Annotated in this window: 21 protein-coding genes; 7 read left to right on the forward strand and 14 right to left on the reverse strand. The window is 39.3% G+C overall.

Annotated features, from left to right (window positions below; translation table 11 throughout):
• Window positions 1-54 precede the first annotated feature (54 nt).
• Both CIK00_RS01735 and CIK00_RS01740 read left to right on the forward strand, forming a co-directional pair.
• Entirely contained in the window at window positions 55-933 is an 879-nt protein-coding gene (locus CIK00_RS01735; RefSeq protein WP_101767201.1) for a winged helix-turn-helix domain-containing protein, read from the forward strand.
• Complete coding sequence (locus CIK00_RS01740) at window positions 924-1,472, forward strand: regulatory protein ToxS (RefSeq protein WP_101767202.1); 549 nt, start codon at window positions 924-926, stop codon at window positions 1,470-1,472. The genes CIK00_RS01735 and CIK00_RS01740 overlap by 10 nt, the downstream gene beginning before the upstream one ends.
• A 90-nt stretch (window positions 1,473-1,562) precedes the next feature.
• Here the strand turns inward: CIK00_RS01740 and recR are convergent, their stop codons facing one another.
• The 5 genes from recR to CIK00_RS01765 all read right to left on the reverse strand — a co-directional run bounded on the left by recR (window position 1,563) and on the right by CIK00_RS01765 (window position 6,193).
• Window positions 1,563-2,162 (reverse strand): recombination mediator RecR, encoded by a 600-nt coding sequence (recR, locus tag CIK00_RS01745; protein WP_101767203.1) that lies wholly within the window; start codon window positions 2,160-2,162, stop codon window positions 1,563-1,565.
• A gap of 3 nt (window positions 2,163-2,165) precedes the next feature.
• Window positions 2,166-2,495, reverse strand: a complete 330-nt coding sequence (locus CIK00_RS01750; RefSeq protein ID WP_101767204.1) for a YbaB/EbfC family nucleoid-associated protein — start codon at window positions 2,493-2,495, stop codon at window positions 2,166-2,168.
• A gap of 38 nt (window positions 2,496-2,533) precedes the next feature.
• Complete coding sequence (gene dnaX / locus CIK00_RS01755) at window positions 2,534-4,804, reverse strand: DNA polymerase III subunit gamma/tau (RefSeq protein ID WP_101767205.1); 2,271 nt, start codon at window positions 4,802-4,804, stop codon at window positions 2,534-2,536.
• Window positions 4,805-5,087: 283 nt separating this feature from the next.
• A complete protein-coding gene (gene apt, locus CIK00_RS01760) occupies window positions 5,088-5,633 on the reverse strand; it encodes an adenine phosphoribosyltransferase (protein ID WP_101767206.1) in 546 nt (181 codons plus the stop codon).
• A gap of 125 nt (window positions 5,634-5,758) precedes the next feature.
• Window positions 5,759-6,193 carry a YbaN family protein gene (locus CIK00_RS01765; RefSeq protein ID WP_101767207.1) on the reverse strand — a complete coding sequence of 145 codons (435 nt, stop codon included), beginning with the start codon at window positions 6,191-6,193 and terminating at the stop codon, window positions 5,759-5,761.
• 336 nt (window positions 6,194-6,529) lie between these two features.
• Here CIK00_RS01765 and CIK00_RS01770 point away from each other — a divergent pair, with 336 nt between their 5' ends.
• Window positions 6,530-6,877 carry a conjugal transfer protein TraR gene (locus tag CIK00_RS01770; protein ID WP_101767208.1) on the forward strand — a complete coding sequence of 116 codons (348 nt, stop codon included), beginning with the start codon at window positions 6,530-6,532 and terminating at the stop codon, window positions 6,875-6,877.
• Between the two features lie 125 nt (window positions 6,878-7,002).
• Here CIK00_RS01770 and CIK00_RS01775 read toward each other — a convergent pair whose 3' ends face one another.
• A complete protein-coding gene (locus CIK00_RS01775) occupies window positions 7,003-7,644 on the reverse strand; it encodes a YccT family protein (protein ID WP_101767209.1) in 642 nt (213 codons plus the stop codon).
• Between the two features lie 158 nt (window positions 7,645-7,802).
• A complete protein-coding gene (locus CIK00_RS01780) occupies window positions 7,803-8,798 on the reverse strand; it encodes a porin (RefSeq protein ID WP_101767210.1) in 996 nt (331 codons plus the stop codon).
• 535 nt (window positions 8,799-9,333) lie between these two features.
• Between CIK00_RS01780 and dinG the strand changes: the two genes are divergently transcribed.
• The 4 genes from dinG (at window position 9,334) to rsmS (ending at window position 13,041) form a co-directional block, all read left to right on the forward strand.
• A complete protein-coding gene (gene dinG / locus CIK00_RS01785; RefSeq protein WP_101767381.1) occupies window positions 9,334-11,418 on the forward strand; it encodes an ATP-dependent DNA helicase DinG in 2,085 nt (694 codons plus the stop codon).
• A 29-nt stretch (window positions 11,419-11,447) separates the two neighbouring features.
• Window positions 11,448-12,221 carry a TSUP family transporter gene (locus CIK00_RS01790; RefSeq protein ID WP_101767211.1) on the forward strand — a complete coding sequence of 258 codons (774 nt, stop codon included), beginning with the start codon at window positions 11,448-11,450 and terminating at the stop codon, window positions 12,219-12,221.
• Between the two features lie 24 nt (window positions 12,222-12,245).
• Window positions 12,246-12,797 (forward strand): primosomal replication protein, encoded by a 552-nt coding sequence (locus CIK00_RS01795; protein ID WP_101767212.1) that lies wholly within the window; start codon window positions 12,246-12,248, stop codon window positions 12,795-12,797.
• A gap of 70 nt (window positions 12,798-12,867) precedes the next feature.
• On the forward strand, window positions 12,868-13,041 hold the full coding sequence (rsmS, locus tag CIK00_RS01800) for a pleiotropic regulatory protein RsmS (RefSeq protein ID WP_101767213.1): 174 nt from the start codon (window positions 12,868-12,870) through the stop codon (window positions 13,039-13,041).
• A gap of 68 nt (window positions 13,042-13,109) precedes the next feature.
• On the opposite strand, the gene CIK00_RS01805 is transcribed toward rsmS, so the two are convergent.
• From CIK00_RS01805 to CIK00_RS21245, 7 genes are all read right to left on the reverse strand, one after another.
• Window positions 13,110-13,604, reverse strand: a complete 495-nt coding sequence (locus CIK00_RS01805; RefSeq protein WP_101767214.1) for a hypothetical protein — start codon at window positions 13,602-13,604, stop codon at window positions 13,110-13,112.
• Between the two features lie 429 nt (window positions 13,605-14,033).
• The gene (locus CIK00_RS01810; RefSeq protein ID WP_101767215.1) at window positions 14,034-14,657 is read right to left on the reverse strand and encodes a MarC family protein; all 624 of its coding nucleotides are present in this window, start codon (window positions 14,655-14,657) and stop codon (window positions 14,034-14,036) included.
• Window positions 14,658-14,835: 178 nt separating this feature from the next.
• Window positions 14,836-15,186 (reverse strand): hypothetical protein, encoded by a 351-nt coding sequence (locus tag CIK00_RS01815; protein ID WP_233426521.1) that lies wholly within the window; start codon window positions 15,184-15,186, stop codon window positions 14,836-14,838.
• A 252-nt stretch (window positions 15,187-15,438) separates the two neighbouring features.
• Window positions 15,439-16,899, reverse strand: a complete 1,461-nt coding sequence (locus tag CIK00_RS01820; protein WP_101767216.1) for a glutathione synthase — start codon at window positions 16,897-16,899, stop codon at window positions 15,439-15,441.
• Between the two features lie 46 nt (window positions 16,900-16,945).
• Complete coding sequence (locus CIK00_RS01825) at window positions 16,946-18,763, reverse strand: ABC transporter ATP-binding protein (protein WP_101767217.1); 1,818 nt, start codon at window positions 18,761-18,763, stop codon at window positions 16,946-16,948.
• The gene (locus tag CIK00_RS01830) at window positions 18,756-20,552 is read right to left on the reverse strand and encodes an ABC transporter ATP-binding protein (RefSeq protein WP_101767218.1); all 1,797 of its coding nucleotides are present in this window, start codon (window positions 20,550-20,552) and stop codon (window positions 18,756-18,758) included. Before CIK00_RS01830 ends, CIK00_RS01825 begins: the two co-directional genes overlap by 8 nt.
• A 62-nt stretch (window positions 20,553-20,614) precedes the next feature.
• Window positions 20,615-20,791: a glutamate--cysteine ligase gene (locus CIK00_RS21245; protein WP_164838134.1), complete on the reverse strand. Its 177-nt coding sequence runs from the start codon at window positions 20,789-20,791 to the stop codon at window positions 20,615-20,617.
• Window positions 20,792-20,978 lie beyond the last annotated feature (187 nt).

Here is a 20,978-nt window from a genome sequence, read left to right on the forward strand (position 1 = left end):
AGATAAAACAGATAATAATATTGTTTATATAAAACCCTTGGCAAGGCTAAACCAATGACAACAAATGCAACTAAGTATTTGATTGGAAATCGTTTTATTTTCGATCCTAATGACAACAGCTTAATAGATAAATGTGATAATAATGAATTAACTCGGCTTGGTAGTAATGAAAGTCGAGCATTAAGTTTGCTCATTGAAGATCCTAGCCTAATTATAACTCGCCAACGTATTCATGATTATGTATGGCGAGAACAAGGTTTTGAGGTTGATGATTCTAGTCTAACACAAGCAATTTCAACCTTACGCAAGGCATTAAAAGACTCAACCAAATCACCTGAGTTTATTAAAACCGTGCCTAAACGTGGCTATCAAATGATTGCCAGTGTAGAAGGTTACATCTGTCAAAAACAACGATTAGAGCCTAATTCTGGTATCGATAATCCAGCGATTTTGTCTTCGCCACCAGCGTTTGAACCGATTCTGTCTTCGCCGCGTAAAGAGGCTTACCTCAATACCATGACCTCGGTATATTGCTCGCAAGATAAAGAATCAACCCAAAGTAAATCAACGTTAATTTCGTGGAAAGGCTGGTTGGCACTCACGATTGCTTTTATATTACCGATTATTGTTAACATCAGCATGCCGCCAAAATCAGCGGCATTTACGCCTTTATTTAATGTTGATGGCGTAACGATCTATGTTCCAAAGAATAATCCAAAGATAAAAGAATGGCATAATATGATTCAACTGTGTGTCAGCAATTACATCAAGTATCACAATAATTCAGATTTAAAACCGTCTGAAGTAATTGTTACTGGCGGTCAAAACAACCAATTGTATCTAAACTATTTACATGACAGCAAGGTGCCAACAGAAAACGTAACCGTACGTTTACTGACGAGTGATAAGGATAATATAAACTTATGTCGCTAACGGCCTCTAACCAATTGACACACTTATTACACCGATACTGGCCATTTTTGATTTTAATTAGCTCTATTGTATTGTGCTCATGGGTGTATTTTTCAACCGACTACAAACAACAACAATTATTGATGTCACGTGAATGGCAAAGTACCACCATTAGTCAAATAGAGTCGTTACCACAAGATTCACTGAAAATGTTACGAAAAGTAAAACAAAGCAGCAATATGGTGTTTTTACCTAATCACACTTATTCACGGATCACGATCCTTGAATTACACAGTGATGAGCCACAACCATTAATGATTCATATTTCAGAATCAGGTCGGTGGAATGTTAGTGGTGGTTATTTGCTCACCGAACCATTAGAGTTTAAAGATATTACCTCGGGTTCAAATCATGATTTTGATAGTAAACAATTAAAAATCATTAGAGATATATTTAAAATGAATGCACAAGAAAGTTGTCGTATTGATACCATTAATGAGCAGACGTTATTACTGACTAGCCTCACTCATGATTCTAAAGTGCTATTTTCAACCAAGTAATATAACGAAAGCATCAGCTATTCTTAAATAACAACCAATAAAAAACCGCGCTCAAAGAACGCGGTTTTTTTATTGCAAAAATAACGAGTGTTATAATCGCTGCCGTCCAGCAATAGAATGCGATAACGTGGTGCCATCAACCAATTCTAACTCACCACCGACAGGCACACCGTGAGCAATTCTACTCGCGGGCACATCATATTCATGACAAAGTTCTGCAATATAATGAGCTGTTGCTTCGCCTTCAACCGTAGGGTTAGTGGCTAATATCAATTCATTAATTACTTCTTTTTGCAAACGAAACTCTAGTGTATCAAGACCAATATCAGCAGGACCAATGCCATCAAGCGGCGACAAATGGCCCATTAATACGAAGTAACGTCCTGAAAATTGGCCTGTTGCTTCTACTGCTACAATATCTGCTGGGCTTTCGACCACACAAATAATACCGTTCTCTTTACGTCGAGGATTATCACAAATAGCGCAAATATCATCTTCAGTAAACGTACGGCAATCACGACAATGACCAATTTCAGTCATCGCTTGATTTAATGCCTCAGCTAGCTGCAAACCACCCTGACGATTTCGTTGTAGCAAATTAAAAGCCATACGCTGTGCTGACTTAGGACCAACCCCAGGCAAACAACGTAAAGCTTCCATCAAATGCTCCAGTAAATGACTGGTTCGCATTGATTAAAATGGAAGCTTAAAGCCAGCTGGTAAGTTCATACCGCCGGTAACACCTGCCATTTTCTCTTTTTGTGTTTCTTCGATACGACGCGCTGCATCATTAAATGCGGCTGCAATCAAATCTTCAAGCATATCTTTATCATCTTCCATTAGGCTTTCATCGATTTCAACACGACGTACGCTATGGCTACCTGTGATAGTCACTTTAACAAGGCCAGCACCAGATTCACCAGTAACTTCCATGCCTGCAACTTCTTCTTGCATCTTTTGCATGCGCTCTTGCATTTGCTGCGCTTGCTTCATCATGTTGCCCATACCGCCTTTACCAAACATAACTCTTCTCTCTCTATCTGGTCTCTGGTTAAAAATCTTTAAACAGGTCGAATACTGTCTTCATCCAGTTGTGCAGCAAACCGCTGACAAATGAAATTAACATTAGGATCGTTGGTTAAACTCTCTCGTGCTTGTAGCAATTTTTGTTGATACAAGCTTTCACGTAATTCTAGGGGTGTTTGACCTTGCTCACCCAACACAACCGATAATTGTACTGGTGTTTGCAATACATCATTCAAAGCACTATTTAATTGTGCCGTTGCGCGCTCAGCTTGTAAGTGTTTCTGAGCTGAACGTAAATACAATGTGATGTGATCATCTATTCGCTCAAAAGCAGAGTTCAATGCTAATTGCTGAATTAATTTTGGCACATCGAGCTGAGTCACTAACTGTGACCAACTATCCTGATTTGCAGCTTCATTGACAAGTAATTTCGCCATCTCAGGTGTTTTTTCATGCTCTAAAGCGCGCTTCAATACTCGCGGCGTTAACTCTGGCTTAACCACCGTTTCAACAACGGGTTTTACCATCGGTTTCCAGCGATATTCATCATCATCTGCAACATTACCAGAAGCTGTCGACGCCGGCATCGCATTGGTTTTCATTGATGGCATTGCCGTTTGCTTATTCGCAATCCGATCCATCACAGAAGTTGCGACTTTTTTAGCTGGCGCCGTTAGGGGCTTTTTTAGCGATGTTGCTGCTGTTTGCCCTTCTTGACCACGTTTGGTTTGGCTACGTAACTGATTACGCGCTGCTAATAACCCAGAAGCCGCAGATTGTCGTGGTGGCGCACTATTTGTTTGTGGTTGCGATGGCGACGGTATTGATGTTGACGGCACAGATACAACGGCGGTACTGTCTGTCATCGTTTGAGTTGGCATTACTGGCGGCGGCGGTGTTAATGGCGCTGGCTGCAATGCGGGGTCAGGTTGTACTGATGACTGTATTGATGGTGTTGACTGTACTGCCGAGACGGATTGCGGCTCAGACATCGGCATTGAAACGGCAGATGGTGTTCGCTGCGGTTCTGAGGTTGGCATCATTGCTGGCGGTACGTTATTCGTTACAGGTGTTTGCATTTGTGCTTTTAATGCTTGTACCCGTGATACACCACTTACTGGCGTATTCACCGGTGCCGCTAACGTACTTGGCATCACTTGATGGTTAGCTACAGGTTGGCTACTCGGTACTACAATCGTCTGTGGTGTGATACTCCCGCCACTAACCGGACGGAAAGCAAGCATACGTAATAACACCATTTCTAAACCTGTACGGCCATCAGGGGCAAACGAAAGATCTTGACGACCTTGTAAGCAAATCTGATAACACAATTGTACATCTTGTGGTGTCATTAATTGGCTGAGTAAATTAATTCGCTCGGCATCAGGCAAGCTATCATCAAGACTCGCAGGAAGTGCTTGGAACATTGCAACACGGTGTAACTGTGCGGCTAATTCTCGCAGTAAACTATCCCACTCAATGCCAATAGAGGCTAACTGTTGTAAGCTCGCCATCGCTGTATTAGCATCAACAGTTGCAACAGCTTCAAGTAATGCCAACGCTTGATCGGTATCTAATGTACCCAGCATTGCCGCTACAATTTCAGCGGTAACATGACCATTACCTAATGCGATAGCTTGATCTGTTAAACTTAATGCATCACGCATACTGCCTTCAGCAGCACGCGCTAATAACGCCAATGCACGCGCTTCATACACGACTTTCTCTTCCGTTAGGACTTTATCCAATTGTGCATGAATTTGTTGATGATCAAGATGCTTTAAATGAAACTGCAAGCAACGCGATAAAATCGTTACGGGTAATTTTTGCGGATCAGTGGTCGCCAAAATAAATTTTACATATTCTGGTGGCTCTTCTAATGTTTTCAATAACGCATTAAAGCTATGACGTGAAAGCATGTGCACTTCGTCAATCAGATAAACTTTAAAGCGACCACGTGCTGGCTTATATTGCACGTTATCCAATAATTCACGTGTATCTTCAACTTTAGTACGTGATGCAGCATCAATTTCTAGCAGATCAACAAAACGTCCTTCGTCGATTTCACGGCAGGTTGTACATTTACCACAAGGCGTCGATGTGATGCCTTGCTCACAATTTAACCCTTTCGCAAAAATACGGGCAATCGTCGTCTTACCTACTCCACGTGTACCACTAAGCAGATAAGCATGGTGAAGCCGATTTTGCTCTAGGGCATTACCTAACGCAGTTAATACATGCGATTGTCCAACCACATCTGCAAACTGGTAAGGACGCCATTTTCGGGCCAGAACCTGATAACTCATTTATAAATAACCTTAATCAATCTGGACTGCATCTGGTGTAACGAAACTCGCCACTCTTTCTTTTATTCTCGCTATCGTAGCTATAATGATAATAACCGATATTACGCATTATAAAACAAAGAAAACAAACGAAATAGTAATGAGATAGGTAACACATTGAATTTAACATCAATGCTAACATAGTGCAGTTTAGTGAGCGAGAGGGCGCTAGAGTAAGCGCCCAATGATTAGCCAACTATCACCATCATTTAAAATATAATCAGATGATATTGCTAATTAAATATTAGTGACCAGGGAAATCACAAATAGAATAGACGTTAAGCCCCAAACCTTGTAAGCGTGCTTCTCCACCGATATCAGGTAAGTTGATAACGAATGCAGCATCGCGAACATCACCGCCTAAACGACGCACTAAGTTAGTGGTTGCTTCAATTGTGCCGCCAGTCGCCAATAAATCATCAACCAGTAACACTTTATCACCAGCAACAATCGCATCTTTATGAATTTCTAGCGTATCTTTACCGTACTCAAGTTCATAACTTTCAGCAATCACTTCACGTGGTAGTTTGCCCGGCTTACGTACAGGAACAAATGCTACACCTAATGATAATGCTAATGGTGCACCAAATAAGAAACCACGCGCTTCAGTACCAATAACTTTAGTGATACCTTGATTTTGATACTTTTCAGTCAAAAGAGCGATCGTAGCACGGTATGCTTCAGGCACTTCCATCAGGCTCGTTACATCACGAAAAAGAATACCTGGCTTAGGATAATCTTGAATTGATTTAATGCTATTGGTAATTAAATTTAATGTTTCTTGATTCATCATTCTTTCCGTACTTACTCTAACTACAAATAGAGTAATCTTAAGTTAAAGCCTGCTAATTGCAGACCAAGCATAAAAATAGAGCCGTTAATAACAGCCATATTTTTATGTGATAATCGGACATTTTATGGGTTTTCGTCAGGTTCAGCAACTGACGCAGGATCAAGTTGAATATCAACAACGGGTAAGCGATTAAAACAATATAATAAAATCGTCAAACCCACCAACAACATCAGCTTATGCCACCACAATGGCACCATAACAATGGAAAAAGTAAAACTTAGCACGATCATGATCAACCCACGCCGTTTTACTACCGACGTTACTGCCCCATGTTGATGCCAATTAACTAAAATCGGCCCTAATTGTGGATGTTGATGTAACCATTTATTTAACTTAGGAGAGCCTCTCATAAAACAGGCACTCGCCAATAATAAAAAGGGCGTCGTTGGTAATAACGGCAAGAAAATCCCTAGTACACCTAAGACAACTGCAACCCAACCAATCGCAACTAAAACATAACGTATAATTCGACTCTTCACTGTCACTTCTTCATTCAAGGTTTGTCACCTCAATCAATATATTTAACAATCCACAAGCATTTTTTATTACACGACCTACACCTTGTAACAATAATTAGCGTTAATGATTAGTATTTATTACTAATCATTGATGAACGCTATATCACAACAAAAAATAACTCATATTTATTAAATTCGTTTAAAGAATTGATTCAAATCACAACAGTACATTAAATCTCGATTAGACTAATAACACTTAGAGGTACTGCATTAGATTTTTATTTAGCCGCAGTATAACAACACTCAATCAAAGCTCTGCTTATTATATTTTTTGCCGACTTTCCCATTGAATATCATCACTATGGCTATCACGATATGAATTATAAAAATTTTCAGTATCCGCTAGAAACTGAATACTTATCTCTAGCAGAACAATTAAAAAATGAAATGTTAATCAATCATTTAAAAAATAATACTACCGAAATAAATACTACCGATCTAAATGATCTTATCGTTATGGCTAAATCATCTTTTATTCCTAATCTTTTTGATATGGCAATACGACTAGAAAAAGTAGATGCCGCTGTATGCTCATTTAAATTAGGTATGTATGGCTTATGTGCTGATTGCGAAGAAGAAATAGAATATAGCGATCTTGAACAAGACCCTGCTCAACCTCGTTGCCAATCATGCCGTGAACATAGCCGCTATCACCACGTTTAATTATCGCTATAAACCACACGTTCAATACTAACAAATTCAAAAAAATAAAAGGCACTTTCGGTGCCTTTTATTTTTTAGTTACAAACTGGCTACATTTACATTGTACTATTAGTCAAATTGATGGCCTAATTAAAATCTTTTTCTGCCATCCAAATTTTAAATGCTTTTTTATCGTTATTTGAAGCTTTGGTATACCACATTTTCAGTTGTGTTAAAGCATCACCTGTAATTTCGATTTTTCCCGTCTTATTATCAACATTAACCGCAACTTGTTGTAAATCTACTGCATTACCTTTCTCAATAACAATACCATTATCACTATTATAAGCAGCAACAAGCGCTTCAATATCGCTATAGGCTGCAAAGCCCTCTCCTTGTAACTCAACGGCCGTCAATGGTTTTACAGACCCATCTTCCATTGCTAACTGCCACGTCGCACCACGGTCAAAGAAAGCTTTTGCTTGAGATTCCGTTGTTAAGCGAGGCAAAATAATTTCAGCATTCGTATTAGCTAAATCAATATCAAACAAATAAGGACGAGTGGTATAAATTGTTGATTTTGAGCCACGCTTAACTTCACCGTCAAAACGTACCACAACTTGGTGTTTACCCTCAGACAGTTCAACGCTGTTCACAGCCTCCCAACCTTGGCTTTTTACTTCTTTACCGTCTACAGCTAATAACTGTATTTTATCCGCCACAGATAATGTTGCAGCTTGTGAACTGGCTGAAAATAATGCCACTAATAACCATAATGTGTTTTTCATACTGGATCCTTAATTTTTTGTTTTTTATTGGCTGATTATTGCTATCACTACGGCTATAAATTAGCGTGATAACAATAACCGCCCTTGTTAAGTAAAACGAAAATCAGCAAAAAGCCGCCCAGAAGGCGGCTTTATATAACGATTCTTATTTCAACAGATTAGAATGTTACTTCAATACCAGCTAGGTAACCGAAATCTGAATTACTTGATTCATTTGTCTCAAGGAACTTAGCGTCAGTTGTACCGATTTCAGCGTATACATTAACGTTGTTATGCATTTTCTGAGTTACGTTAGCGTATACCGCGTAAGTATCGCTTTTATCATCACGACGGTCATAATTGTTGTAACCAATAGCAAACGTTGTTTTATCCATCGTGTAATCAGCAGCAATTTGGTAAACATTGCCACGTAACTTCTCTGCACCAAATGAATTTTTATATTCAAGTTGACCAAAAGAGGCGGCTAAACCAAATTGACCAAATGCATATTCAGCTTCTAAGTTGTAACCTTCAACATCAATAACACCAGCAGGTTTAAATGTTGTTCCAGGAATATTGTCAGCAGTGTAGTAGTAAACACGAGCGTCAAGACCACCAACACGGTAACCAATACGCGCATCAGTTACGTAAGTATTAGCGTCTTGAGAAATATCACCACTACCGTCAGAAATTAGACCATTGTCTTTCATATCATGAGAAGCACCAAAATAGAAAGTACCGTTATCATAAACATACTTAACTACGTTGTTACCATTTGTTTGTACGAAGTCAATTCCTTCAGAACCTAACTCGTAATCTTTACCAATACCTGAATCATCAGACACTAAGTATTGACGACCAAATGTTAATGTACCAAAGTTGCCAGAGAAACCAGCCCATAACTCATCACTCGTTACATCGCCATCTTCAAATTCAAAAGCCATACCAGCAACTGTGGTTAACTGCTCTGAAATTTTAATACTGGTTGTTAGCGCAAGATCTGCGTCATCAATACGTAATTTAGCATCGTTTTGTGGCTCATAATCTTCAAAGTATTGCACTTCAGCAGCACCAGAAAGATCAACTTTAACGCCATTTGCGTCGTAAAGGTTGATGCCCGCATTTGCAGAACCAGCTGCAGTTAGAACTGCTAGCGCTAATAGAGTTTTTTTCATGATATGTCCACTGCCTTTCTTATTGGTTGTAAATCTCAATCCTGAGATTCCCTGTCCTTATATTCCCCTGTGCTGTACGCATTTTAAAAAACAAAACGCTAAAACATGCATGGGAGTAATTTATGGCTCACATCCTGACAGAAGTTCAATATTTTTGTCAAATCTTCTAAATAAAATATAAAAAAACACAAAACACATCACAAAAACAAATACTTAAGTTAAAAACGAGAGATATTAATCACAAAGAAATAAGTAAAAAAATGCAATTAACATTAAATTAATACCTATGAACAATTGTGTATTACATGCTTTATCCACTTTATAAAACAAAAAAAGCAGCATAAAAGACCATTTAATACTTATATATCTAGTTTTTTAATTTGCAGGAAGATAACTCACTTTAAGCCAATGTAACGGGAATGAAAAATCGTGAGCAATCCCTCACTTTAAAATATAAATAGCGAGAATTTTGTTACCGCTCACATTTAGTGCTTCATGCTATAATGCATTTCCCGGTTCTGATGAAGTTTTCACCATGCTACACAACACCATAAAAAGCGATATCAAACAGTGTTACACCAACCTTAGTCATCAACTCGATAACTTTATTCCTCGTCGCGCACAAAACTATTTAGTCGCAGAAATAGCCAAAACACTGGCAGGCGAATACCATAAAAAAAATCGAGTTCTTGTGGCAGAAGCTGGAACGGGTATCGGTAAATCTCTAGCCTATTTAATTGGTGGGATCCCTTTTGCCTTATTCAATAATAAAAAACTATTGATCTCTACCGCCACGGTTGCACTTCAAGAGCAATTAATTACCAAAGATCTCCCATTATTTAACCAAATCTTCCCTCGTGAATTTAGCTTTATTCTTGCTAAAGGTCGTCAACGCTATTGTTGTAACCACAAATTAGAGGCCAGTTGTTCAACAGATAGCGAACTACAACTAGGAATGTGGGAAGAAAAACCGAAAAAGTCCGATCTCGATTTGCTTAAGCGAATGCTCAAAGCTACTGGACAAAACAAATGGGATGGTGATCGTGATAGCTGGCCAACAACGATTCCAGACAAAGTATGGCAACAAATCATGGCAGATAAACATAGCTGTCATGCAGGTATGCCTAAACACCGTAGCTGTCCCTTTGCTAAGGCACGTGAACACCTCGATAAAGCAGATGTTATTGTTGCTAACCATGCGTTATTAATGGCTGACATTGAATTAGGGGGCGGTGTGATTTTACCAGAACCTGAACAAACTATTTATGTGATCGATGAAGCGCACCATTTACCGCGAGTAGCACGTGATTTCTCATCGGCGGCTTCAAGTTTAAAAGGGGCTGCAACATGGCTTGAGAAGCTTAATCAAATTGTATCTAAATTTGCAGAATTAGCTGACTATCAAAAAGCCAATCGGTTCCAAAATGCAATTCAAGACAACATTCAACACTTAGTCCCGACCTTAAACCAAATTGCTAATAATATTGACTCAAGCAAATTCAATAAAGATGGTGTCTATCGCTTTGAACATGGTGAATTACCCGCATGGCTCGAAGAAGAAGCCAAAGGTTGTAAAGAAGCCAGTAAGAAAACATTACAATCGTTAGGTAAAATTCAAGATCTTATCACTGAACGTACCAAGGAAAATGCCATTATTCCACGGTTAGGTGAGCAAGCACTTACTGAAATCGGGTTTTATCTACAACGTCTTGAAAATTTAGAAAAAGTTTGGTCTTTAATGGCACAACCAAACCATAAAAAAGGCGCACCACTTGCGCGTTGGATAGAAAAAAGCCCTGAACGTGAAAATGATTACATCATTGAAGTGTCGCCATTAGAAGTCGGTTATCGACTTGATCAACTACTATGGAGCCGTGCGGCAGGCGCGATTTTGGTGTCAGCAACATTACGTGCATTAAATCAATTTACCTTCTTTTGCCGTCAAGCGGGCATATCAGAATCTGAAACAGAAGGTACACGCTTTCTTGCTCTTGCATCACCGTTTGATTACCAAAACAATGCTCGTTTAGTGATTCCAGATTTAAAATTGGAGCCACAAGCAGAGAAATTTACCGATTTATTAATTGAAGTGTTACCCGAATACCTTGAAGGTGAAACGGCCAGCTTAGTGTTATTTTCATCTTATTGGCAGATGAACAAAGTCACAGAAGCGCTACGCCCATTAGCCAAGAAAAATAAATGGCAATTATTGGTTCAAGGTGAACAATCTCGTAACGAAACCCTAAAAAAACATAAAGAAAATTGTAAAAATGGCATTCCAAGTATTTTATTTGGTACGGGTAGTTTTTCTGAAGGTCTTGATTTACCTGGTGATTTACTGAAAAATCTGATTATTACTAAAATTCCATTTGCGGTACCTACGTCTCCTGTAGAAGAAGCTCATGCTGAATATATTGAAAGTAAAGGCGGTAACCCTTTCTTACAAATTTCCGTGCCAGAAGCCAGCAAAAAACTGATTCAATCTGTAGGTCGTTTACTGCGTAAAGAACGTGACTCTGGTAGAGTAGTTATTTTAGACCGTCGTATTATTAATCGTCGTTATGGCAAGGCATTGCTTGATTCTTTGCCTCCATTTAAACGTGTGATTGAATACAACTAATCATCTTAACTATAATAAAAAGCACTAAAATGATTGATATGATTGAACCAAGTACATTATTGATACTTGGGGTTGTTGCATTAGCAGCAGGTTTTATTGATGCAGTAGCTGGCGGTGGCGGCATGCTTACCGTTCCTGCGCTGCTCTCCCTTGGCCTTCCACCCCATATTGCACTTGGCACCAATAAACTCGCCGCCAGTTTTGCCTCATCAACCGCGGGATGGGCATATTATAAGAAACAGTTATTTAGCCCTACATTTTGGCGAGCGTCATTTATTGCGACCTTTATTGGGGCCATTATTGGTACACTTGTTGTTAATCTCATCAGCGGCGCGTGGCTAGAAAAAGCCTTACCTTTAGTTATTTTTGCTGTCGCTATTTATAGTTTATGGCATCCGCACCCTAACCCAGATCAAACGCAATTACCGGAAGTAACCACAACGTTTAAACGCAAGCAGTGGCTACAAGGGTGTAGTTTAGGGTTTTATGATGGATTTGCAGGCCCTGGAACAGGCGCATTTTGGACAGTATCAAGTTTAGTTTTATATCGGTTAGATATGCTACGCGCTTGTGGTCTTGCGAAAGCGATGAACTTTACCAGTAATATTACATCTTTAATTACTTTCATTATTTTAGGTCATGTCAATATTGCGCTAGGGTTAACAATGGGCGTGTGTTTAATGGTTGGCGCGTATTTAGGTGCACACTCTGCGATTCATTTCGGTGCTAAATTTATTCGGCCTGTTTTTGTTACAGTGGTCTTTATTCTTGCGGCTAAATTAGCGTGGCAAGCTTGGTTTTAACCATGCCCGTTTATAGGTATAACAATGATTGATCTTTCTCGATTAAAAACGCTTATTGAGCAACTACAACATCAAGCAGAAGAAGCGGATCGCTTACGCGGTGAAGCACAACGTCCTTTATTTGATCAACAATTATTTCGTCACCGCAGTAAATTACTGGCACCTTGTGTAACCGAAATAGCGCAAGAACTAGCAACACTGCAAAAAGAGCAACAAGCAGGTCGATTATTACCTGAACGTACTCAACATCTGTGTGAAAAACTCATCGCGCAAATCAATGCCATTCAACGAGAACTCGCAACTCAACACATTCGTAAAAATGAACCAAAACAAGCGGCCAAATGGCAACGTTCGATCAATGACGTATATCAAGATCTTAATAAACATAAAGATTGGGAACGTCGGTTGAAATTAATGCTGCGAGAGAAAGAGTCATTACTCAGTCGTTGTAGTTCTCAATTTGAACAACAACAATCTCAAAAAGAGATCCTTGCACTGGAAGGTCGAATCAGCCGTTGCCAAGCCGCATTGATAACACTTGAAAATGAGATTAATCGTCGCGAAAGAAAAGGTTAATCTTAGTAATAATACGGTCATGACAATGACACTAAAATAGCGACTGATACCTAACTAAAGAGATTCATTCATGAGTAATGTTCCAACAGCATCATCATTAGATAATGCCCCTGCTGAGATTAAACTCGCGGTTGATTTAATCTGTCTATTAGAAGACAACGATATCGCACCTCAAACAGTATTATCTGCATTAGATATTGTTCGACATGATTTTGAAAAGAAACTCCAATCACAACCGTTATAATCATAACTAACGGCCATAAAAAAAGGCTGAATAAATCAGCCCTTTATAATATTTATCTTAAAAATAAATTAGTTAATACCAGCACGCTTTAACAAACCAGCCATCAATGCTGAGCTTGATTTCACTTGCTTTGATTTATTTTTAAGATCTTTAGCAAGTGCGGTATCTTTTACATCGTTAGCAATGTAAATCATTGATTGATACATATCACGTGGTGTTTTAATACGCTCTTTATCGTTCAATGGCTTAAGCAATGTTACTACATCAGAGCCTTTCTTTTTATTTTCAGTTGTGTAACGTAAAATAGAATCAAGTAAACGATCCATATCAACCATAAATTCAGAGTTTTCAGTACCCTGTTTTTTCATTTCTTTAAGGTTTTTCTTACGAACCTGACTAATAACAAATGCTGGTTGGTTTATTTTACGATAAGCGAAGATACCCGCAAGCACCAATAACGCTACACTACCCGCTGCGACATAACCCCAGATAGAACCTGAAGATTCAGCAACAGGCTGAGCTACAGCGGCAATGTTTGCAACAGACTCTGGTACATCAGACATATTTGTAACCTTTTACTTTAAGAATTCGGAATGCGATGAGACCTTACCACCTACTCGATAAACTGCTATATATTTTATCAAAAATTAGTTCAAATAGGAGACAGAGCTCAAATGTACGCTCATTCTGCCGTTTTCAACAACAAAAATAAAGCACTGCTAGATTGATTTTCAATCAACAGATTGTAACTATTTGTCTAGCAATATAAAAACGTTAATTTGCATCGAAGTTTATTTTATTACTGAGCATAAAACCGCTAGCTACACCACAAATTAAGATTTTATTTAGTATACGTTAATCAGCACTAACAAACTGACTAACAACATACATATTTATGCTTAAAGTTTAGTTGATTTTTCACATAATGATAGTATTCATATTTACATCAGTAGCAATGATAAAAACCTAGGTTGTGCGTTTTTATTACCAAGCTAAATATAAAAATCTTTAATCCCTTGTAATAAGTTATTCACCGCAACAGCCGCTAAAATTAATCCCATAACACGGCTAATAATGGCAGCACCAATATTACCAATCCATTTTTGAATAGTTGTTGCACTCAACAATAAGAATAACGTGACCAATAATACGCCGACCATCACGCCCGCGGTTATTGCTTGATCAATCACAGAGTAACGATGATTATCAGTTAACATTACCACCGCCATCATTGCACCAGGAGAAGCAATAGATGGAATGGCTAAGGGATAAACAGCAAGATCGGCTAACTCAGAATGACTGACATCTTGCGTTAATTTTTGTTCTTGTTCCGGTTTACTTTCACCAAAGATCATCGTTAACGCGAACAATAATAACACTAAACCGCCAGCCGCTTGAAACGCAGGTAAGGGGATTTGCATCGCTTCAAGTAGTAATTGGCCGGCAACCAAGAAAAAGACTAATACTCCAGTCGCAATAGTGACCGCTTTTAATGCGACTTTACGACGTTGTTTGAGTGTCAAATGTTGAGTCTGTGATAAATAAACAGGCACCGAACCAATAGGATCAATGACAGCCCAAAGCACAACAAATTGCGTAATTATAATACCAAGCAAAAATCACCTCTCCGATAATGAATACAAATTCCATTTACTAATAAGAGCATTATCTTATTCTATTAAAGATTTTAGTTTTGGTTATAAACATAGCCTGACAATATTAAAAATAAACGTTATAGCTTCAATTTATTGATATCTTTCTGAAAGATATCAATAAAAAGATAATAACTCGATTTTATAATGCATCGACAGCGGTGGTAAATCCATTTGCAGATAAATTAAAACCTGCAATATCAACATATTCTTTCTTTTGAAAAAACGTCAATACTTTATCCATATTGCCGCTATTATTACCCGAATAAGCATATGCCGTACAATTATGCGTTGTAGAATTGTAGCTAGTACTCACTCGTAATACTATTTCATCACCAACATTTAAATTACTAAAGACAGGTACATATAACCAATTTTTACATGCTGTTGCTTGTGTTTGCATATGATCAAGAAAATCAATACGGGATAAGCGTTGGCCGTTATTAGTGAAATGAAAAATATAAGCTTGATTACCAAAATCTGTTTTGGTCATGATTTCATTTTTCGCAGAAAGCACTTAGTAACTATTGTGCTGGGTCGTACCAGCAAAGGCACTAGGAGCCATAAAACATAATGAAAGCAAAAATGAAGAAATAACGGTGGTTCGGTTAAGCACTGCGTGCACTCCAATGGCTAAATGTCGCTAATAGTCATCTAATATGACTATTAGCGATAATAACACAATAGCTTTTACGGCAATTTTATTTTTAGCGCTGGTATTTATACAGATTTTTATACTGCAGAGTTAATCAATCAATACTAAAGAATCTAAAATACCTTTACCGCTATGGATCCCACCTTCATTTTCACTCGCTGGTTTACTACGAATTAAATACCCAGCGTAACCATCGAGATCAGTTACTGGTTGGCCTTTGAAATAAGCGGTGAATAAACCTATTTCGCTGACTAAATCATTCACAACAGTGGCTTTAGCGTCGCGTATAGCAACAGTAGGTACATCTCGTTCATGAGGATATAAGCGCTGCATTAACGCCCAAGCATCATATTCAGCAACCGTTAATTTCGCTAACGTTGCGCTAATATCATCGCCAAAGACACAGTGACCACCGCCCTCACCTTGGTTTTTAAGTACCCACTCACTTTTTATCGCTTGAGTATTAAACCAATGAATCGTATCAGTATTAATCGGCTTCATTTCCGCTAATACACTTTTAATTAGCTGTGCTTCCTCAAGTGTAACGCCCCAGCGAACATACTCTTGGGCCGGCATCATGGTTAACAACATTTGCATGGTTTTACTGGTTGCTAACTGCTGACCAACCGTAGCATTAAGAGCAACATGATGCTGCTCAATAAAGACGCGCATTTGGCTTAACGTATAACAACACACCGCTTCATGAAGATCTGGCGCACAATAATCTGAATATTGATAACCCGCACGTAAATACACCACATCTATCGCGCCAACCCCGTCTAAGATCAAGCGTTGATTTGAACCGGTTATTAATTGGGCACTTAATTGTTCAAAGGTACGTCTGACAGTACGCACACCTTGTTGCTGCAACGCTATTTCTAACAAATGCTGATCGTAAACGTTATCTTCATTTTTCTGCACCACCATTAAAAATACGGGTGAGCCTTGCTCGTTAAAATCGGCTTTTATTTGGGTTGCCGCGGTCACAATGCCATTGGCTAATTGTGTTAAGCCTTCATTTTCAGCAGGTATGGCAGCGGCATCTTCTAACCATGATTGATAGGTTTCAGGCCATTGACGTTGCATAAAGGCATGAAATTCAGTTGCACGTTGTCCAAACGGAGCCATACCCGCAGCAATACCATTAAATTCAATGACTTTAGCGCCATATTGACGATCATCCATAAAATCAGTTCGCATTAACAGTAATGGCTGACGTGCAGGATCGAGTAGATGAGTGGCTGTGCCATGGATTTGCTGATGAAGCGCCATTAAGCGACCAAAAAAAGGATCCGCTTTTGCCATATCACTCAATGAGGATTGTAAAAAATCAGAATCTTCAGCCACATTGGTGATCAATTTAGTAAGAAGCGGCACCACACGACGTAAATGCGCATAAACCTCACGCTCAATTGTCATCGGAGCAATACTCAATGGGCAATGCTTAGCAGTATTATCCGCTTGACGAAAAGCCACACCATGCATAATTGCCCACTCACACACATCTTCAATAATCTGTGGTGCAATCACTGTTTTTTTATTGATATTCATACTTTAATCACTCTTTAATCTAGCTTAATTTAACACTGATTTTTATCTATAATGTCGATGACAGGGTTGCCGATGTGAGTCCAAAGGTTGTGGTTAATTGTTCATTTTGCTGCTGCTCTTGCTGTGCTAAATAGAGATCTCGATAATCACCGTCTTGAGTAATTAAAGCATCATGTGTTCCACTTTGAACAATTTCACCGTGATTCATGACTAAGATTTGATCTGCATTTTGAACCGTCGACAGTCGATGAGCGACAATAATGACAGTTCTGCCATCTTGAATATTATCCAAGGCTATTTTGACCGCTTCTTCTGTTTCACTATCAATATTAGCGGTGGCCTCATCTAATAAAAACACCTGTGGATTGTGAGATAACGCTCTTGCCAACGCTAATAATTGGCGCTCTCCAACCGATAACGATCCACCACCAATGCTTGGCCGATGATGATAACCGCCTTTTAAACGCTGAATAAAATCATCCGCTCGCACCTGTTTGGCAGCATTAATCGCACGATCTTCATTCAATATCGTATGTGACAATTCAATGTTATCAAGCACCGAACCACTAAAAATAGTTGGATCTTGAGACACTAAACCAACCATCTTGCGTAACTGTGATTCAGGGATCGACACTAACGGCTGTCCACCAACCAATACTTGCCCTTGCTGATGTTGATAAAAGCGCATCAATACATTGATAATAGAGCTTTTTCCACTGCCAGTATGTCCAACAATCGCGGTGAACTTTCCACCTTTAGCGACAAAACTAACATCTTTTAAAACGGGCTGCCCCTCTTCATAACTCAAGTTAACATTGCGAAATTCGATATCACATTGTTGTGGTATCGCAACATTCGTTGTTAACGGTGATTGAGACTCAGATTTATCATCAAACAGTTCAAAAATACGCTTCGATGATACCGTTGCGATCTGCAACTTTCGTAACTCCATTGATAACTGTCTAAAGGGGTCAAAAAAGCGTTCAATATAGTTTAAGAAAGCATATAACGTACCCACATCAATAACCGTCGTTAACGATCCGGTTGCAAACCATGCCACAATGCCCGCAGCGGTTAATGTAGACACTAAACGGGTTAATGGAATCAACATTAAGCTATCAATGCCGATAGATTTAGATCGAAACGCAAACCATCGCTGATTTTCCTGCTCAAACTTGTTTCGAAAAGCAGCCTGTTGTCTAAATGCTTGAATTAACGCCATGCCTTGTAACGACTCATTTAATCGACCATTGATATAGCTGATCTGCTCTCGAACCCCATTAAAGACTGGCATCGAGATTTTCCGATATAAATGCATCGTAAATAACAAGGTTGGAATCAGCACTAAGCTCAGTAACATCAGCCGCCAATCCAGCATTGCAATCGCAATAAAAATCGCGCTAATTCGCAATCCACCTTGAATGATCGTTGGAATGGTCGACACAAACATTTCGCGCATTGATTCAGTGTCATTAGTAATATATGACACTAAAACACCTGCTGGTTGTTTATCAAAAACACGAATCGGATAATTCAATATATGGCTAAACAAATTTCGACGTATATCATTGATAACCAATAATGCACTGTGACGAAATGTTATCGCTTGCCAATACGAAAAGATCGCAGCAATCACATAAGATCCCATCACTGCCGCAATAAGCCAACCAAGGTACTGCCATTCAAAGTGTTGCGGCACAATCACATCATCAACAATAATCTTCGCTAACCAAGGGATTGTCATCTCTGCCGCGACAGAGACAGCTAACAGCATAAACGCTACCAAAAAGCGGGCTTTATGAGGCAATGAATATGCCCATAATCGCCAGAATAACGTTGTTTTTACCGCCGTTGTTTTAAGCATGAGTCACCTCTACTTGCGATGTAGATTGTGCTTCCGCTGTATCTGCCGTATCGGCTGAGCTTAAGTCAGTTTGGCGATGATAAACTTTTGCATACCACCCTTGCTGATGCATTAATTCCGCATGTGTTCCACGTTCGACTATCTGTCCTTGATCCAAAACCAAAATATGATCCGCATTAATCAAATTAGCTAAACGCTGCGTCACTAATACCATCGTTTTATGTCCGTAATGCAACTTCAGATTTTTACGAATGATCGCTTCCGTTTTCATATCTAAGGCACTAAATGGGTCATCTAATAACAAGATATTGGCACCAGAAAGCAATGCGCGTGCGAGGGTTAATCGTTGTCGCTGCCCACCAGATAAGTTAGTTCCACCTTCACGAAGCATGCTATCAAACCCCTGTGGCATTGCTTCAATTTCAGATTTAATCGCTGCCATTTCAGCAACACGAATAATGTCTTCACGTGTTGCATTAGGTTTAGCAAACGCAATATTTTCAGCAATTGAGCCAGAAAATAACAACGGCTTTTGAGGTACCCAGGCTAAATGTTGACGTAAGCTATCAAACGTCAGTGCATCAGTACCATAGCCACCAATATAAATTTCAGAGGGCTTTGCCAGTGGAAATTGGCGCATAATTAAATGCAGCAATGTACTTTTCCCACTCCCCGTTGGACCCGTGACGCCAACCAACCCAGCCGCTGGCACTTTAACTTGAATATCTTGCAACGCACATTGATTGGCATCCTGATAAACAAATTCGGCAATATTGATATCCAAATTCGGTTCAGCATCTGCGGGTAATATTTGTTGTCCTTCTTTTACATCCGGTTGCTCTGCAAATAGTGCTTCTAAGCGTGACCATGATGTATTGCCACGTTGAAACACATTAAATTGCCAGCCAAACTGCATAAAGGGCCCCATTAATTGCCCCAGATAAAGGGTAAAGGTCGTAAATAAACCAATGGTTATATTGCCCTGTGAAATCAACCATGCGCCATAAGCCAATGACAACACAAAAGATAAGCCATAGATAACTTGAACCGTTGGCGCAAACGCTGCATCCACCTTAGCGACAGCAAGATTTGTCGTAAGCGTATTATCTAACGATTGTTCAAATCGCTGTTCTTGGCGCGCACGAATGCCGTGTGAACGAACAGCTCGAACCCCAGCGACGGTTTCACGCGCTTCTTCATTTAAATCAGAAAAACTGGCTTGAGCTGCATCAAATGCTTGGTGTAAGCGCGAACCATATCGATGCGTACAATAAATTAATAACGGAAAAGGCAACAAAGCAACCGCGGTTAGCTGACCACTAACAACAAATATCATTCCGAAAATAACAGTGAAGCCCGCAATAAAAGAATCGACTAACGTCATAATGCCCATGCCCGTAGATTCTTCTACCGCATTAAGATCATTGGTTGCGTGTGCCATCAAATCGCCAGTACTACGACGAGCATAGAATGACGGTGGCAACAAAGACAATTGATGAAACAGATCCCGTCGTAGTACCTGTGTTATAGCAATAGCAGCCCCATATAATCGGCTTTGCCACACATAACGTAAGCCGTACATCGCCAATGCCGAGCCAATAATTCCAGCAACATCAATCAGTAACGTTCTCAGATTCAATGTACCGTGACTAATACCATCGACAATGTGACCGATTAACCACGACGGTATTAAATTAAGTAAAGCAACCACTTGCAAAGCAACGATTGCGATTAAATATTGACGCGCAAACATTCTAATGTAGTGGCGTAACTTCCAAATAATAGCCATAAATTATTTCGCCTTAACCTATCTCTATTATTATTCGTAAATTTTCAGCCTGAAGATAACCATTAAAAGCCATGCGTTATTGTTACTCCATAGGTTGTTATTTTATGTGTCATGCTCCAACGATGACGATGACGCATTGCTGACGAGACTAACACTAACGGAGCCTCACCAATATCAGAGTTAATAGATGAATGTGTAAATGTCGCCCCTAAAGCCATAGGATGCGTTAATGATGACAAGTTCGATACTTAACAACAGCCATTGGTTCTGGGGGTATTCTTGGTTGATAAGTCATTTGACCCCCCAATTGTTTTGCCACATAGCGTCGTAGCTGATCTTGATCTTTGACCTCAACATTCATTATTTATAATTCCATGTTACTAGAATAATGGTTAGGATAGCAAGGTTGCCCTTCTCGCTACTAAT

Source organism: Photobacterium carnosum, assembly GCF_002849605.1.
In the GTDB taxonomy this organism is placed as follows: domain Bacteria; phylum Pseudomonadota; class Gammaproteobacteria; order Enterobacterales; family Vibrionaceae; genus Photobacterium; species Photobacterium carnosum.

Coding starts and splice junctions, on each gene's coding strand:
- CIK00_RS01735 (WP_101767201.1), top strand. CDS start 55: ATGACAACAAATGCAACTAAGTATTTGATTGGAAATCGTTTTATTTTC.
- CIK00_RS01740 (WP_101767202.1), top strand. CDS start 924: ATGTCGCTAACGGCCTCTAACCAATTGACACACTTATTACACCGATAC.
- recR (WP_101767203.1), bottom strand. CDS start 2,162: ATGCGAACCAGTCATTTACTGGAGCATTTGATGGAAGCTTTACGTTGT.
- CIK00_RS01750 (WP_101767204.1), bottom strand. CDS start 2,495: ATGTTTGGTAAAGGCGGTATGGGCAACATGATGAAGCAAGCGCAGCAA.
- dnaX (WP_101767205.1), bottom strand. CDS start 4,804: ATGAGTTATCAGGTTCTGGCCCGAAAATGGCGTCCTTACCAGTTTGCA.
- apt (WP_101767206.1), bottom strand. CDS start 5,633: ATGAATCAAGAAACATTAAATTTAATTACCAATAGCATTAAATCAATT.
- CIK00_RS01770 (WP_101767208.1), top strand. CDS start 6,530: ATGAATTATAAAAATTTTCAGTATCCGCTAGAAACTGAATACTTATCT.
- CIK00_RS01775 (WP_101767209.1), bottom strand. CDS start 7,644: ATGAAAAACACATTATGGTTATTAGTGGCATTATTTTCAGCCAGTTCA.
- CIK00_RS01780 (WP_101767210.1), bottom strand. CDS start 8,798: ATGAAAAAAACTCTATTAGCGCTAGCAGTTCTAACTGCAGCTGGTTCT.
- dinG (WP_101767381.1), top strand. CDS start 9,334: ATGCTACACAACACCATAAAAAGCGATATCAAACAGTGTTACACCAAC.
- CIK00_RS01790 (WP_101767211.1), top strand. CDS start 11,448: ATGATTGATATGATTGAACCAAGTACATTATTGATACTTGGGGTTGTT.
- CIK00_RS01795 (WP_101767212.1), top strand. CDS start 12,246: ATGATTGATCTTTCTCGATTAAAAACGCTTATTGAGCAACTACAACAT.
- rsmS (WP_101767213.1), top strand. CDS start 12,868: ATGAGTAATGTTCCAACAGCATCATCATTAGATAATGCCCCTGCTGAG.
- CIK00_RS01805 (WP_101767214.1), bottom strand. CDS start 13,604: ATGTCTGATGTACCAGAGTCTGTTGCAAACATTGCCGCTGTAGCTCAG.
- CIK00_RS01815 (WP_233426521.1), bottom strand. CDS start 15,186: ATGACCAAAACAGATTTTGGTAATCAAGCTTATATTTTTCATTTCACT.
- CIK00_RS01820 (WP_101767216.1), bottom strand. CDS start 16,899: ATGAATATCAATAAAAAAACAGTGATTGCACCACAGATTATTGAAGAT.
- CIK00_RS01825 (WP_101767217.1), bottom strand. CDS start 18,763: ATGCTTAAAACAACGGCGGTAAAAACAACGTTATTCTGGCGATTATGG.
- CIK00_RS01830 (WP_101767218.1), bottom strand. CDS start 20,552: ATGGCTATTATTTGGAAGTTACGCCACTACATTAGAATGTTTGCGCGT.